Here is a 14898-nt window from a genome sequence, read left to right on the forward strand (position 1 = left end):
TTGGGTGTATCGGTTGCAATTCTTCTGGCAAGTTCATGTGGCAAGTTCATGGCCAAACTCTACCCTGTCAGCGACGCCACGCGAAGCCCCCACACCTTGACCGGACGGGATCCAAAAGCCCTGTTCTCCCCCCATTCCAGGCCGCCTGCCCCTCGCCGGGTGCTTCCCCCACCCCCGCCGGACGGCGGTAGTCCTCGTTGGCTGGGATCCCTGCCGACCAAAACGGTGGGGCAAGGCTATCGGGCCGTTGTCTTGCTCTTGCTGGCCAGCCTGCTGCTGTTCGGAGGGCTAGGATCCCGTCTGGCCTACCTGCAGTTGGCGCGCACCCAGTATTACCGCCAGTTGGCCGATACCAACCGCATTCGCCTGCTGCCCCAGCCGCCAGAACGCGGGCGCATTGTGGATCGCAACGGTGTATTGCTGGCGGGCAGCCGATTGTCCCACTCGGTCTTCCTCTGGCCTCTGGTGCAGTCTCGGCAGCGCTGGCAGGAGATGATCCCCAAGTTGGCAGACTACTTGAACATCGCCCCTGAGGAGATCGCCCAAAAGCTAGAACAGGCTGGATATCGTTCCCCGTTTCCCGTGCGCATCCTGCGCAACGCCAGCCCCCAGGTGGTCATTCAACTGGAGGAGATGAGCCGCGAGCTGCCGGGAGTGATGGTGGAGGCGGAGACGGTGCGGTTTTATCCCCACGGCGACTTGGCCGCTCATCTGCTGGGCTATACCGGCGAGATCTCGCAGGAACAACTGCGGGCGGATCCCAGCTATCGCCTGGGGGATATCGTTGGCCTAATGGGAGTGGAGGAATTGTTCGAGAACCATCTGCGCGGCCAATGGGGCGGGCGACAGGTGGAGGTGGACGCCATGGGAGAGGTGCTGCGGGTGCTGGGGGAACAAGCGCCCCAACCGGGCAACACCCTGCAGCTCACTTTGGATGTGCGGCTGCAGCAGGCGGCAGAGCGAGCCCTCGGCCAGCAAAAAGGAGCGGTGATCGCCATGGATCCCAGCGATGGGTCGATCCTGGCCATGGCCAGCTATCCCACCTTTGATCCCAACCTCTTTTCCAGCCGCATCACCCAAGCCCAGTGGGAGAGCCTGCAGCAGCAGGATTTTCCCTTCCTCAACCGCGGCCTGCGGCCCTATCCCCCCGCCAGCACCTACAAAATCATCACCACCGCTGCCGGGATTGAGTCGGGAGCCTTTCCCCCGAATACGGTGCTGCAGACCGGCCCCTACATCCAGGTGGGAGGGTGGCGCTTTTGGGACTGGAACCGGGCCGGCTTCGGGCGGCTGAACTACCGGCAGGCGATGGCCTACAGCAGCGACACCTTTTTCTACCAAATCGCCCTCGGCACCAAGGCTGCCCCTTTGCAAGAATGGTCGCGCCGCTTTGGGTTGGGACAACTGACCGGGATTGGCCTCAAAGGGGAAGCCGCGGGTCTGGTGCCGGATGCTGAGTGGAAGCAGCGCCACTGGCGCGAGCCCTGGTATGTGGGCGACACGGTCAACATGTCCATCGGCCAGGGATTTATTACCGCTACGCCGCTGCAAATGGCGGTGGTAACGGCGGCAGTGGCCAATGGGGGCTGGCGGGTGCGCCCCTTGCTCTCGCACCAGGTGATCCCGGAAAGCCCTGTGCCGCTGCGCCAAAAGGTAGGTCTTTCCCCTGCCACCCTGGAGATCCTGCAGCAGGGGCTGCGAGATGTCGTGGTTTACGGCACTGGCGGCAACGCCAACCTGGGGCCAGGATTTCCCCCAACGGCTGGTAAAACCGGCACCGCAGAGGATCCGCCGCGGCGATCCCACGCTTGGTATGTTGGCTATGCTCCCTACGACCGGCCCGAATTGGTGGTCGTGGTCTTTCTGGAAAACAGCGGCGGTGGGGGTGGATCACGGGCCGCTCCCATCTTTCGAGAGGTGATGCGGGCCTACTTCCGACCCGAGTCGTGAGCCCTAGCTTTCTGTCGGATCCGAGCCAACTGGGTATATGCAGTCTCTTGTCTCCCAGAAAATTGCGTTAAGATCCCCTAAAACCCCTTGCCCAGCAGGCTTCTGCCCTAACTTAGCTGTAGAATATGTCAGTGATTTGGAGCTCAACTGCCACAATCCTGCCATTCGCGCCAGTGGTGCCTTGGCGCATTGCAGGGCAAGCCCCGCTCCCACACACTGAGAACACTCTGGGCCGTGGCCGCTCTGCAACGCCTGAGCAAATCCGCGATCCAGGGAACGCTCTAACTTTATTGCCTAACTCAAAAGGAGATCAGGATGAACAAGGCAGAACTTGTTGATGCCGTCGCTCATCGCGCCAATGTAACCAAAAAAGAAGCGGAGGCTGTCATTTCCGCCGCACTGGAGATCATTGTCGAAGAGGTCGCATCCCGCGATGAAAACGGTGAACCCAAGGGGAAGGTGACCCTGGTGGGCTTCGGCTCCTTTGAGGCTCGCAAGCGCAAAGAGCGAGAAGGTCGCAACCCGAAAACCAACCAAAAAATGGTGATCCCAGAGAGCATCGTCCCCACTTTTAGGGTGGGCAAGTCATTCCGCGAAGCAGTAGCAGGGGGGAAATCTTAATTTCGCCGGGTTGGGACTCGGCTGCTGGGTAGGGCGTGGAGCAGCCTCGACATGGTGGCAATTGGGCTTGGGGAGCAGCAATCGCTGGCTGCTCTCCCCAGGAGATTCTGGATTTTTCGGCCAGCTTGAATCCGCTGGGCCCACCGGAATCGGTCTTGCAAGCTCTGACTCAGGCGCTGTCTGCAGCAGACCCGGTTGTAATCAGCCGCTACCCGGATCCCGACTATCGGGACTTGCGCATCTGTTTGGCCAACCATTGGGCCGTCGATCCTGAGTGGATCTTTGTGGGCAATGGGGCAGCGGAGTTGCTCACCTGGGCAGCCCGGGATGCGCAAGGGCGGGAGGTATGGCTGCCCCAGCCTGCTTTTGGGGAGTATGCGCGGGCTCTGCGGGCAGCAGGGGTAACCATCAAGCCGCTGCCTTTTTTCCCCGGCCAGGGATCCGCCGGTTTTACCCTTCTGCAGGAACCCCTTCCGGTGGCAGGCAAGGGAAACCGGGTGCTCTGGCTGAACAACCCTCATAACCCGACGGGCTGGCTGATCCCGCAGCAAGATATCCTGCCTCTCCTGCCCCAGTTCGACCGGGTGGTGGTGGACGAGGCTTTTATGGACTTTTTGCCGGGGGAGCCCACCCTGAGCTTAAACTCCAGCCCGTCGGCAATGCCCCGCAGCCAAACCTTGATCCCCCACCTGGCGGCTCACCCCAACACCATCGTCATCCGTTCCCTCACCAAGTTCTTCACACTGCCCGGCTTGCGCATTGGCTTTGCGGTGGGGCACCCGGATCACTGGCAGCGCTGGCGACAGTGGCGGGATCCCTGGAGCGTCAACGGATTGGCGGGAGTGGCAGTGGCGGCAGCTTTGGCCGATGAGGACTTCCGCCGGCGCACCTTGGCCTGGCTACCCGTGGCCCGAGAGCATTTGTTCAGGGGTTTGCAAGCACTGCCCGGCTGGGATCCCTGGCCTGGTCAAGCCAATTTTGTGTTGGTGCGCTGCCCTGGCTCTGCCACGCAAATTCAGCGGGCGCTGCTGCAGCGGCACCGGATTCTGGTGCGGGATTGCCTGAGTTTTCCCGAGCTGGGAGATCGCTACCTGCGCATTGGCCTGCGCACCCTGCCGGAGCAGGAGCAGTTGTTATCCGCCTGCCGGGAGATCCTGGAGAATAGCTAGGGATTTTTCTGCGGGAGAAATTCTCATGCCCGAAGCTACCGCCTTTTGGCCGGAATGCAACGCCCCTATCGTGCGGGGGGTGGCCCATTACAGCGATCTGGAGTTGCTGCGGGCCTTTCAACGGCAGCCGGAGGTGGCCCGCTACTTCATCAGCCTGTTTTGCCGCTACTGCCAGTGGGTGGACGGGATCCTTGCCGAACATCTGCCGCCCGAGCAGTGGGCTGCCTATCGAGAGCAGGTTTGGTTGCGGCTTTACCTGCGCCTACAGCGCCTAGATGTCCACAGCCTTGTGGAAGAAGCGGCTGGCGAAGGGGATCCTGTGCTGCGACCCTGGCTGGCGGAGCAAACCCGTGAGCTGATTCAATCCCTTGACGGGATCCCCACCCACCCTCAAGCTTCTCACGGCCTCAACTCCACCAGAGGCGGGGCAAAGTCCTCTCTTTCACCGGCACTGGCCTGTTATTTGACTGCTGGTTTGGATACCTTGCCGGGGGATCTGCGCTTCATTCTGCTGCTGCGGGATCGCTTTGGCTGGCCACCGGTTCGCATTGCCGACCAACTCAAGGCTGACGGATATTACCTCGCCCCAGAAGACGTGGATGCCATCGTTGCCTCTGCCCGCCAGATCTTGCTTCAGAACCTACCGACAGATGTGCGTGCCCTCTATCTGGAGGCAAAGCCCTAGAAGACTGCCATAGCCCTGTGGCATGGTGGTTTATGGCAAGGTATGGGGCGCTGGCAATCCTTGTTCCCAAGGTGGGTTCTCCTGTTAGGCTGTTTCCGGCTGTAACAGTGGATCGGCATTGTTTGCTCTCCGACTTTACATCAAGTTGAGTGTGGGCTGTCTATGAGTCCTTCTCCGCTTCCCCCAGACCCTACCCAACCCCTGTCTCCGGCACAGCAGTCCCATTCACATCCAGTTCCTCAACTTGCTCTTCAGGAGGCGCTGAGCCATCTGCATTTGGATGTGCTGAAAGAACTGGAGCGATTCCGCCTCTGGCAGCGTTTGCAGCGCATGGACTCTGTCCCGCCCCCACGAGCAGGTCAGCTTGGGAATACCAGCTCTGTACAGCGCCCTTCACCTGTACTCATTCAAGAGGTGGTGGAAGACTTGGAAGAGGAAGAGATGCCGCGGCCCTCCGGGGCCTTTTCGCCCCTCTGGGTCTTGCTGCTGTGGGTGCTTTCCTGCGCGGGGATTGGCTTTGGGGTGCGCTGGCTGATCTGGCCGGAAGAACTGTCCCTGCCCCAAAGCGCTGCCCACAGGACGGAAGAAGGGATCCCTGCCCAGCTGGATTTGGCCCAGTTGCCCCTGATCCCACTGGAACCGGTGGAAGGGCAGGTGGGAGAGGAGTTCTATTCCGGTGGCTTGGATCCGGATCGGCTGGCGCTGGGCTTGACGGCCACCCCGGACTTGAAGGACGTACAGGTGGATCCTCTTCAAGGCGTTCCTAACCTGCTGGACAGCCTGCAGACCGACTTGGCCTTGGCTTCCAAGGAACCCTCTCCCCCCAGCTTGCAAACGGTGGAGCAGTTGGCAGCCAGCCTGGAGCGCCCGTCCCAACCTTCATCGCCTACTTCTGCGGGATCCCAGAACGTGGTGCCCCTAAGCGACAACAGCGTAGACTCTCTGGGGCCGAACCGCGGCGAGGGAACCTTCTTGGTGCTCACTACCTACTCAGGGGCAGAGAGCTTGGCACGTGCTCGAGAAGTTTCTGATGGGGCCTTTGTCAAAGATGTGAATGGCCAGAAGTTTGTGCAGTTGGCAGCATTTGAACAACTGGAATATGCCCGCTATCATGCGGAAACCCTGAAAAATAAGGGCTTTAACGTTACAATTGCTGAGCAGTAACTTTGGCCATCCCGTCACTGCTGACCTGCGCCAAAACCCAATTCATCCTGGTTGGCAGCAAACTTTGTATTTCAGGGATCCCATCTTGGGAGAAGAGCTGGAGTCGATCCCATTGTAGTCATTTCAAGTTAGGTTAAGACGCTTCCCAGCTGCTCAGCGGTGCCGCCCAAGCCTTCCACGCCGCTTCCGCGACCACCCCCAGGCAATGCGACGGAACAGTTTCATCCCTCATTACGGTCGTTTCATTCCAACTAGGACACTGCACTCACACCTAAAACAACACTAAAACAAACGTTAAATGCACAGGGCCAGAGGGCTTTTCAAGGACTCCGTCCCGCTGGCGCGATCAGCAGCCCAGGAGTCTCACCCTAACCTGAAATAACTGAAACGACTATAAAATGACTGCGGCCGGCTGAAGACCGGAAAGGGTCTTAAGTTGGTTCGGAATAACTGGCTATAGATCCCGAATCCAAGGGATCCGAGAGAGAGGTAGCCGCTGCCAGATCCCTTCACTTCCTTCTGGATCGAGCAGGCGCCAGGCCAGCAACCCGGTTGCCGAGAGGAAAACCAGGGCCAGCAACAACGCAAGGGCATTCTGTAGGCTTTTCAAAAAGGGCCAGAGGCGGGCTGTGCTCGGCCCCACCTGAGCAGCTCCAGACCGCTGCCGCGCCTGGGCGGGGGGGTTCCCGGAAGCTGGAGAGGAACTCAAGGGACGGGCAGGTGGAGCGAGGGTAGAGGACGTCAACTGGGCGGCAGGAATGGGTGGCCCTGGTAACCGATTCAAAGCCATAACCACAGCCTGAGGGCGCTGCTGCTGACGCATCCACCGGTTCAGCTCTGCCAGAGAGATGGCACAGAGGTTGTTGAGACCCAGACCCTGAATTCGCCCCACCAAAGGCCGGTCGTTGCTGACCAAAACCACCAGCGTTCCCGGCTGCTGCTGGGCCAGGGCATAGGCGCATTCGGCAATCGCTTCTTCCAAACGTACCCTCATGGACTGATCGCCGGCACCGGCGCCACCCACCAAGGCACGGGCTTCTGAGACGGCAAACCCTAGACTGGGCCAGTGGCGCAAAAACTCGCGGGCTGTCGATTCTTCTTGGGGATCAATAGCCTGCCGGCTCAGGCGTTCTAGCTCGGCCATCACTGCCTGTGGCAGCACACACACCCCAAATCGAGCCCACTCTTGCCATAGAGCCAGACGACCGGCCAGGATCACCGGGCTGTCGAAGACGAGGAGAGGCGGGATCTCGGCCATGGGATGCGCCAGCGTTGGACTTAACCTCAATTGTGTAGCTTCCCCGAAGACTTGGGTAGCAGGGATCCCTCTGCCAGGCAGAGGCGGATGGCCAGTGGGTAGAGGCGGTGCTCCTGGGTCTGGATGCGCCGGTAAAGGGATTCCACAGTATCTTCGGGCAGAACCGGCACGGCTGCTTGGGCCACGATGGGGCCACTGTCCATTTCCAAGGTGACCCGATGGACAGTGCAGCCGGCAATTTTCACGCCGCACTTCAGGGCTTGTTCAACAGCCCGCAGGCCCTTGAAGCTGGGCAGCAGGCTGGGATGCAGGTTCAAGACGCGATCCGGGTAGGCGGACAACAACACCTGGGTAACCAGGCGCATCCACCCGGCCATGATCACCCATTCCACGTGATGCTGCCAGAGCACCTGGACAATGGCGGCGTCCAGATCTTCGCGACAGGGGTAGTCTCGGTGGTCGAGCAAGACGCAAGGGATCCCTCGCTTTTGGGCCCGCTGCCGCACATAAGCTTTGGGATTGTTGGTGATGACCACAGCAATCTGGGCCTGCAGTTCCCCAGCCTCAATGGCTTGGGCAATAGCTTCGAAATTGCTGCCATTGCCGGAAGCCAAAATGCCAAGGATCCCCGGTTGAGAGGGCACTGGGATCCCGTCGGGATCCGGCCAGAGTAAGCTGGGTAGGTTCATGAGCGCTTGGCGGGAAAGTCTGCAGCCCCGCTATTTTAAACCCAAACAGATTCCCTTCTGGTTCTGGCCAGGTTGATCCAGAGAGGGATCCAAAAACTTGACCGTCGCCGGCTTTGACAGGCGCACCCGCGCCATCGAGCGCTGCACGGATCAAGCCCAAGAGGAGCTGCGGGAGATGCCTCAAGAAATGCGGAAAATGCAGCAGGAGCATGACTCTAGTCAATAATAAGCTCAACTATACTGAAAATAATGTATAATATGTTCAGTACGGATTACTACCAGTTGATCTTTCTGTTTACTTTCGAGTCTGCCAACATGGTAGCCAAAGCAAAGCAGAAAATTGGTAGTAAGACGACACGGAAACTGCGCTTTGGGTATTCTACTCAAAGCTTTGCGGGATACCGCCATTCTGTTTGGACTCCGTCCCGCTAACGCGAATGGAAACAAACAGAATGCTATCGCTGCATAGTTGAACAGTGATGTTCAGCAGTGTTCAGCGTAAATGTATCAGATCCGCGATCTCTCAAGCTCCTCCAAAAATAGGCCAAGTCGATCAAGTCGATCCCAGCAGTTGAGGCCGGATCTTATGGACTCCGTCCCACTGTGGCGAGCGGCCACCTGATCTAGAGTGGGAAAGCATGGGCAGTGGGTGTGAGAGCATGGCTCCTTTGCAACGACGACGCCGGCGGTTTTGGATCTGGAGCATGGTAGTCATCCTGTCCGGGTTTATGGGATCCCTGCTGGCGGAATCAGCGCAGAACCTGGGAGCACAAGCGCAGCAGGGCCTGACTCAAGCCCAACTGGAGCAAGCTCAATATGTGCGCAGTTGTGGCAGTTGCCATGTGGCGTTGCCCGCCCAAGTGTTGCCCACCGAAACCTGGCGACGGCTGCTGCAGGATCCCAACCACTATGGCCAGCAGATCCAGCCCCTGAGCGGTGTGGCTTTACAACTGGCCTGGGGCTATTTGCGGCCCAACTCCCGGCTCCTGCGACAAGGGGAACAGGTGCCCTATCGCTTGGCAGATTCTCGCTATTTCCGTGCCCTGCATCTGCAAGTGGAGTTTCCCACTCCTGTGCGGGTGAGCGCCTGTGTGGATTGTCACCCCAGGGCCAATGGGGGGGATTTTGCCAGCCTCTCTGCAGAATGGCAATCTTGAGGAGCGCAACTGAGGCAATGCAGGTGGATCTGGCCACCATTCTGGCAGGCTATGCCCAAGGCTACTTCCTGATGGCCGACGAAAAGACGGGATCCCTAGCCTGGTACGGCACCGACCGGCACGCGGTGATCCCCCTCGATGAGCGATTTCACTGCCCCCGTTCGTTGCGGCCCTTGGTGCGCAGCGGTCGCTTTCAGGTGCGGCTGAACTGCGCTTTTGAGCAGGTGGTAGAGGGCTGTGCCGCTCGTCCCCAAACCTGGATTAGCCCCGAGCTGAAGCAGATTTACGCAGCTCTGCACCGGTCTGGCTTTGCCCACAGCTTTGAAACCTGGCAGGGAGAGACCTTGGCAGGCGGGATCCTGGGTATTGCCCTTGGAGCGGCGTTTATCGGCGAGTCGATGTTCTACCGCATCCCCAACGGCTCGAAGGTGGCCTTGGTGAAGTTGGTGGAGCACTTACGGGAGCGGGGCTTTCGCCTATTCGACGCTCAGTTGATGAACCCGCACCTGGCCCGTTTTGGTGCCTTTCTCATGGAGGGACAAGAATACCTGAAGCTGCTGCAGCAATGCCTGGGGATCCCTTGTCGGTTCAATTAAATCTGCGATGTTACGATAGCCGCCGGCAAAACATTGCAGCGGCTCTTGGTGGAAAATAGAAAGGGAATCCGTCCCGCTGTTGCAGGCGGATACATCCTGTGGTGGGCCCACACATGGGATCCGATGGGGAGGTTGCCATGAGCCAAAAGCTTCTGTTTGTCTGTCTGGGTAACATCTGTCGCTCTCCCACTGCTGAGGGCATCACCAATCACCTTTTGCGCAGCAGCGGCCATAAGGAAGCAATTATCTGCGACTCAGCAGGTACGGCAGCCTATCACATCGGCAGCCCCCCAGATAGGCGCATGCAACAAGCAGCCCGATGCTATGGCCTAGAGCTACAAGGCAAGGCCCGCCAGATTCGACCTGCCGACCTGCGCGAGTTTGACCTGATCCTGGCTATGGATCGACAAAATTACCGCGACATTCTCAGCTTGGATCCCCAGGGAAAATATGCCGAGAAAGTGCGCCTGATGTGCAGCTATTGCCGCTCTCATTCTGACGAAGAAGTTCCGGATCCCTACTACGGGGGTGAGGCTGGATTCCATTACGTGATCGAGCTGCTCTGGGATGCCTGTAGCGGCTTGCTGGAATCCCTGGTTCCCGGGATCCAATGCCCACCGTTGCCCCCCCGTGCTTGAGAGCTTGTGTGTTTACTTATAGTCAATTCAAATGGCGATGAGACGGTAGCCAGTACAATAGCTCCGTTCGCGATAGTCATTCCGAATAAGTCTGGGACATTTGCCCTGCCTTCGATCTCTAACCGGCCAACACAAACATACCCCTTATCTGTCTCCCAAAGCAGACTAGGGGAACCTGGGATCCCCAAGTTGCTTTCCTGCAGTCTGAAACAACCATATATCCTGGCCCAGAGGGATCCTCATCTAACTTAATTGCCTCTATTTCCGATCTTACTCTGTTCTGCCAATCTCTAGAAGGCACGAACCACCTCCCGGAGAACGGATTCTTGCAGATAGGGCTTGAGGGAGTCAGGCGTACCTAGATCAACCGGACTCTCTAAAATTTCCTCTAGATATCGTTTCAAGCGTACAAAAGTGAACAATCCAACTGGACGGTCAAACTCTACTAGCAGATCGATATCACTGTCTGTTTGCGCTTCATCCCTTGCTACTGAACCAAAGAGCATTAGAGACTTTACGCCAAAGTCCTTCAGAGTGTTCTGGTGATTTGCCAGTAATGTAAGGACTTCCTGCTTTTGCATTACCCAACCTGCAATGAAAAGAAAAGTCCATTATGAATTATAGCTCACCTATTTCCTCTCAATTACGACTCAAACAAAGATTCATAACGCTTTGCAGGTCGCAGGCACAGTTGAGCCGAGGCACACCTTCCAGAGGACAGGGATCCCTGGGTTCCCGCAATGAGGGCATTTGAGCTTGCTCATTATCTTGTCTCTGGGTACATCTAACGGCACGCACATCTTGCCTTGCCATTAACAGCCAGTTCAAGAAACTTGTCGTCTTTGGGATCACGACACGTCGCCACGCGCTCTACAATCTCCACCAAGACGCCATCTCTAACAAAAGTGCTCAAGAACTCCATCCGTTCTTCCTCGGTTATATACCTTTCAAATCCTTTGCGCCGCAGGACATCGCTCAATTCTTCAACGGTCACACGTGAGATAAGCAATTTGCCTCTCTGTGTTGCCCTGTCAAAGACTTGACGAGTGACAGAACATCTCAACAGGAGCGCACTGATAACAACATTGGTATCAAAAACAAAGCATGGTTCATTCGACATTCAGCAGAGATTCCAGTATCTCAGGAGTTAAGCCACGCTCCTGTGCTTTTTGGCTGATTTCATCTATGACAACCTGGAGGGGACGCGGTGGTACGATGAGGTCGCGCAGCCAAAGGTTAAGTAACAACTGAAACTTTCTTTGCAGGTCAGCAGGAATTTGACTGTAAAGTCTCGCTGTATCTGCATCCAGAGGAATGGTAATCACTGTGTTCATCTTTCCAACTCCTCGATGTTGGATATTATTACACTTGAGATTAAGTCGCGCTGGCTAACGGCTAAACTCACCCGCCGCCAGTAGGTTTGGGTACTGTTCAAAGATTAGCATCAAGTCGGGTGCAGTGACTTGTTATGTTGGGTAACCCATCAGCCCCAAAAGCATCAGGATTCCCAGCCTCGTTTTGTCCAAGTGGTGCGGAATGGACCCCAACGGAAGATTTTTCTGAATCGCCAGCTCATAGAGTGTGTTGTCCTTTCATAATCGCTTGCCAATTTGGTAACCGAGCACGGCGCCTGCCACGAAACCCCAGAAACCCAAAACTAATGCACCGACGATTCCGAGTATTAATCCGCCAAGGATGCCGTGGGAAGAATCAAATTTCTTTGACGGAGATGTGGTCGATGACGGAGTACCACCAGGAGTAGCACGTTTGCCCGAATAGATAGTATTAAAAAGTGAAGAATCAAATTTCTTTGACGGAGATGTGGTCGATGACTGAGTACCACTAGGAGTAGCACGTTTGCCCGAATAGATAGTATTAAAAAGTGAAGAATCAAATTTCTTTGACGGAGATGTGGTCGATGACTGAGTACCACTAGGAGTAGCACGTTTGCCCGAATAGATAGTATTAAAAAGTGATTCGTCAGGTTGTGAAATTGGGCGTCGAATCTGTGGAGATGGCGATACAGACGGCTTGACTCCAAGCCATTGGCGAGCTTCTTCCTCGCCTGACAATATTTGAACTTGAGACGGAAGTTCAATTGTCATCTGCAGTCTGTCCCGATACCTACCAATTACGCCAGTAACTTTGACCCACTTGTGAACGAGAGAAAGAGGATCAACTTTATCACGGCGGAACGCAGCCAGGGAAGTAGACCACAAAACAAGTGTAAAGGTTTGGTGTGGGTAAGAACCGAAGTTGAGGAATATGTAAGGTTGTCCGTGCTTATTTTGTGCAGAATGGTAATCGGTAATCAGTCCGATTACTTCCACCCGGTCGCCGATATGTTCTGAGAGTGAGCCAGAAAGAGAAGCGTCAATGACTGGATACTGGCTGCGCCTTTGGGGAACAGTAACGGCTGGAGCGGGAGGGCGGACTGTGATCTTTGGAAAGGTGAAGTTGCCAGAAATGAACTGATCAAGAGACGGAACTTTATCGAATTCGAGCCTGCAAACGCCCCTGAATCTCTCCACAAGAGGGGCAAGTTGGGAGATTTTAGAAATGTCAATGAGAAGTGGAGATGAATCGACATCTGCAAAGTCATTTGAGCGAAATAGGATATTCTCGCTGTTGTCGTACTTGCGCCAGAGAGGGGGCGAAGCGGCGACCGCTGAAAGACCGAGATATATCACGATGGCCGAAAACCGGTCTATCGTTGAATTGTAATGAGCAGCGGTTCTTGAAGGATGCTGATAGTTAAGATGTCCGATCTCATTTGTCCTAAGGCTGGAGAGTTCGGGGAGGTAGAATCCATCATAATCAATAAGGTAGAGCTTCCCTTGCTTGACGAGAATATTACCGTGCTGGAGATCCCCGTGAGCTACTTTGAGGCTTTCGAGACGTTTCACCAAATCGACAAACTCTGGAATGAGCTTAGAAATCTCTCCAGGCGTAGAGATATTGCGGTCGATGAAGGTGTTCAGAGTTTCGCCATCGAGCCACTGCATCTTTATGATGGGATGCCACTGGTTGCCAACTCTAATTCCTTCATTAAGACAAATGGCCTTTACAAAAAAACCGTCTGTACAGGTTTGCAGGAACCGCCCAATAGCTTCATAGCGTCTCTGCAAATCTGGAATGGTTCTGGTGAAACAGCGGACTGCCCAATGTTGCGAATGATTTCGGAGATGAAATGTGGTTGTGAACCCTCCGGAGTAAGGCTTAGGAATTCCGAACTGATCAGTATCTGGGATGGAAACCTTTAATTCCGGATCGCTGAAAGCTGTGCTGGGGTTTTGAACTGCAGCTAAGTATTCATCGCCTCTTGGTAATCGCATAACAAATTCAGAGCCTCACTAAGAGTAAGGTGATGTCATCATTTTTCAGGCGGGTAGAACGACGCGCATCATTCGCCCACGCTTTGAATGATTCCTGAGGCGACGAATTCTCGGTAAAACCGTAGAGAATGTTCCAGGGCTTTTCATTGTTCTCATGCTCGGTGAGGAACCAACACGCGAGGGCATCTGTGGCAAGTAGCAAGAGATCGCCTGATTGCCATTCTGCAGTTTGGCGCTTGACTTTCTCCCAGAGTTGCGAATTGCGGGCCAAATTGGTGGAAAGCAAAGTCGGAGAACTTCCAAATTCGCTTGCGCTGGAAATGGGAAAAGAGAGGACAAGATCATCATTGCGGACTTGAAAGAGACAACTGTCACCGACTGCTATTGCTGACCAAGATCCCGATTCGTTTGAATCGTTTGAGTTTGAGGTGAGTTCGACGCCGAGCAGCGTTGCGAAGGCTCCAAGGCGAACCTTTTCTTCTGCAAACCAAGGCAATGGTCTACGGTTTACAAAAGTGTGCCATCGCTTCGATAATATTTCCGTGCGGGCCTGCAGAGCCTGGATGTTCGTGAAGCGTTCTTTGACAAAAGCACGAGTGAGCATCTTAGCCCAATCGGATGCAAAAGAACTCTCAGTTGCACCGTCGGCAATAGCTATTGCAAAAGTCTCCTGATCGATTATGCCATCTATTTTGGGGGCGAAAGCGTCCTCGTAATCGGCTTCTTCATTGCCAAGCTTTTGCAGCCAGAAATGGTGTAGTGAGAGTCTCATAGGTTCCAAAACTAGCGCAGATTGCTTGGACGCGTTCCAATATCCAAGAAACGAATTACCGAAACGATATCAGCGTTGAAAACAAACCCACGGCTTGCCTCCGAGATATGATATCCTTCCTGTTTTGCTGCATTCTGGATGTGTGTTGGCAGTATGCTCGACATACTGAAGAGTAAGCGGGCAAACTCATCGGGCAGTCCGCTATCGGAGTCTGGAAATTCAATAGGATTAGCCTTCTGAGAAGACAAGTGAACATTGAATAGCAAAACGTTACCATCAGAGCTCGCTAATGATTTGATTTCGTTTGCAGCATCAGAAGGGTTTCCATCTGTCGCCTCACCGTCTGTTATGTTTATCACAATGGGAGGAAAGCAGGAAGGGTGCTGGGCAATCCAGTCTTGAACGATCGTCTTGGCCTGCGTTAATGCTTGGCACATTGGAGTTCCTCCGTTAGCGACGGGATCAAACCAAATTGGGAACTTGATAGTCTGTTCCACGAGCCCGCCGGCTCCATCATCCACTTTCTTGCTACGCTCCTCGATTCGAGCCGGTGAATTTGCGATTTGGCTAATGGGTGATAAATCCTTGCCAGCGAGAGAGCCCATAAAGGCTGAACCGACTGAAGCACCATAACCAATTACGCCAACATAGTAATAGTCTCGAACTCCATCGCTCTTGGCACACTTGATGACTAAGTTTTGAAGCAGCTTGTTGATTGCATCGGAGACACCATCCGCTTTTCTTTTGTTTGGCCCACTACCACCGAACGGGTCTGACATCGATCCCGACTGGTCAATGAGGAACAAGAAACAACTCGGATTGGCTCGACTAATTTCGGCTTGATATGGCATTGCGATTTCCTTT

The 14898-nt window shown here is 55.3% G+C and carries 17 protein-coding genes; 9 read left to right on the forward strand and 8 right to left on the reverse strand.

Annotated features, from left to right (window positions below):
* The first annotated feature begins 48 nt into the window (after positions 1-48).
* The 5 genes from mrdA (at position 49) to ACVWXE_RS01130 (ending at position 5589) form a co-directional block, all read left to right on the forward strand.
* Positions 49-1950 (forward strand): penicillin-binding protein 2, encoded by a 1902-nt coding sequence (mrdA, locus tag ACVWXE_RS01110; RefSeq protein WP_457387737.1) that lies wholly within the window; start codon positions 49-51, stop codon positions 1948-1950.
* A 315-nt stretch (positions 1951-2265) separates the two neighbouring features.
* Positions 2266-2571 (forward strand): HU family DNA-binding protein, encoded by a 306-nt coding sequence (locus tag ACVWXE_RS01115; protein WP_414352206.1) that lies wholly within the window; start codon positions 2266-2268, stop codon positions 2569-2571.
* A 35-nt stretch (positions 2572-2606) separates the two neighbouring features.
* On the forward strand, positions 2607-3740 hold the full coding sequence (gene cobD / locus ACVWXE_RS01120; protein ID WP_457489377.1) for a threonine-phosphate decarboxylase CobD: 1134 nt from the start codon (positions 2607-2609) through the stop codon (positions 3738-3740).
* Between the two features lie 25 nt (positions 3741-3765).
* Positions 3766-4425 (forward strand): hypothetical protein, encoded by a 660-nt coding sequence (locus ACVWXE_RS01125; protein ID WP_457489378.1) that lies wholly within the window; start codon positions 3766-3768, stop codon positions 4423-4425.
* A gap of 282 nt (positions 4426-4707) precedes the next feature.
* Complete coding sequence (locus ACVWXE_RS01130) at positions 4708-5589, forward strand: hypothetical protein (RefSeq protein ID WP_457489379.1); 882 nt, start codon at positions 4708-4710, stop codon at positions 5587-5589.
* A 454-nt stretch (positions 5590-6043) separates the two neighbouring features.
* On the opposite strand, the gene ACVWXE_RS01135 is transcribed toward ACVWXE_RS01130, so the two are convergent.
* Complete coding sequence (locus ACVWXE_RS01135) at positions 6044-6847, reverse strand: PIN domain-containing protein (protein WP_457405732.1); 804 nt, start codon at positions 6845-6847, stop codon at positions 6044-6046.
* A 26-nt stretch (positions 6848-6873) separates the two neighbouring features.
* On the reverse strand, positions 6874-7536 hold the full coding sequence (purN, locus tag ACVWXE_RS01140) for a phosphoribosylglycinamide formyltransferase (RefSeq protein WP_414347221.1): 663 nt from the start codon (positions 7534-7536) through the stop codon (positions 6874-6876).
* Between the two features lie 97 nt (positions 7537-7633).
* Here purN and ACVWXE_RS01145 point away from each other — a divergent pair, with 97 nt between their 5' ends.
* From ACVWXE_RS01145 to ACVWXE_RS01160, 4 genes are all read left to right on the forward strand, one after another.
* Positions 7634-7762: a hypothetical protein gene (locus ACVWXE_RS01145; RefSeq protein WP_414356470.1), complete on the forward strand. Its 129-nt coding sequence runs from the start codon at positions 7634-7636 to the stop codon at positions 7760-7762.
* A 478-nt stretch (positions 7763-8240) separates the two neighbouring features.
* The gene (locus tag ACVWXE_RS01150) at positions 8241-8693 is read left to right on the forward strand and encodes a hypothetical protein (protein WP_457489380.1); all 453 of its coding nucleotides are present in this window, start codon (positions 8241-8243) and stop codon (positions 8691-8693) included.
* A 17-nt stretch (positions 8694-8710) separates the two neighbouring features.
* Positions 8711-9289: a leucyl/phenylalanyl-tRNA--protein transferase gene (gene aat, locus ACVWXE_RS01155; RefSeq protein WP_457489409.1), complete on the forward strand. Its 579-nt coding sequence runs from the start codon at positions 8711-8713 to the stop codon at positions 9287-9289.
* Positions 9290-9426: 137 nt separating this feature from the next.
* Positions 9427-9927 (forward strand): low molecular weight protein-tyrosine-phosphatase, encoded by a 501-nt coding sequence (locus ACVWXE_RS01160; protein WP_011432541.1) that lies wholly within the window; start codon positions 9427-9429, stop codon positions 9925-9927.
* A gap of 290 nt (positions 9928-10217) precedes the next feature.
* On the opposite strand, the gene ACVWXE_RS01165 is transcribed toward ACVWXE_RS01160, so the two are convergent.
* From ACVWXE_RS01165 to ACVWXE_RS01190, 6 genes are all read right to left on the reverse strand, one after another.
* Positions 10218-10508, reverse strand: coding sequence for a nucleotidyltransferase family protein (locus ACVWXE_RS01165; RefSeq protein WP_414329506.1), 291 nt, complete (start codon positions 10506-10508; stop codon positions 10218-10220).
* A 203-nt stretch (positions 10509-10711) separates the two neighbouring features.
* A complete protein-coding gene (locus tag ACVWXE_RS01170; protein ID WP_414329508.1) occupies positions 10712-11047 on the reverse strand; it encodes a putative toxin-antitoxin system toxin component, PIN family in 336 nt (111 codons plus the stop codon).
* Positions 11037-11261, reverse strand: coding sequence for a hypothetical protein (locus ACVWXE_RS01175; RefSeq protein ID WP_414329510.1), 225 nt, complete (start codon positions 11259-11261; stop codon positions 11037-11039). The genes ACVWXE_RS01170 and ACVWXE_RS01175 overlap by 11 nt, the downstream gene beginning before the upstream one ends.
* A gap of 258 nt (positions 11262-11519) precedes the next feature.
* Positions 11520-13262: a hypothetical protein gene (locus ACVWXE_RS01180; protein ID WP_457489381.1), complete on the reverse strand. Its 1743-nt coding sequence runs from the start codon at positions 13260-13262 to the stop codon at positions 11520-11522.
* Between the two features lie 7 nt (positions 13263-13269).
* Positions 13270-14034: a protein phosphatase 2C domain-containing protein gene (locus tag ACVWXE_RS01185; RefSeq protein ID WP_414388693.1), complete on the reverse strand. Its 765-nt coding sequence runs from the start codon at positions 14032-14034 to the stop codon at positions 13270-13272.
* Between the two features lie 11 nt (positions 14035-14045).
* Positions 14046-14885, reverse strand: a complete 840-nt coding sequence (locus ACVWXE_RS01190) for a VWA domain-containing protein (protein ID WP_457402124.1) — start codon at positions 14883-14885, stop codon at positions 14046-14048.
* Positions 14886-14898 lie beyond the last annotated feature (13 nt).

This window comes from Thermostichus sp. MS-CIW-41, from assembly GCF_054058915.1.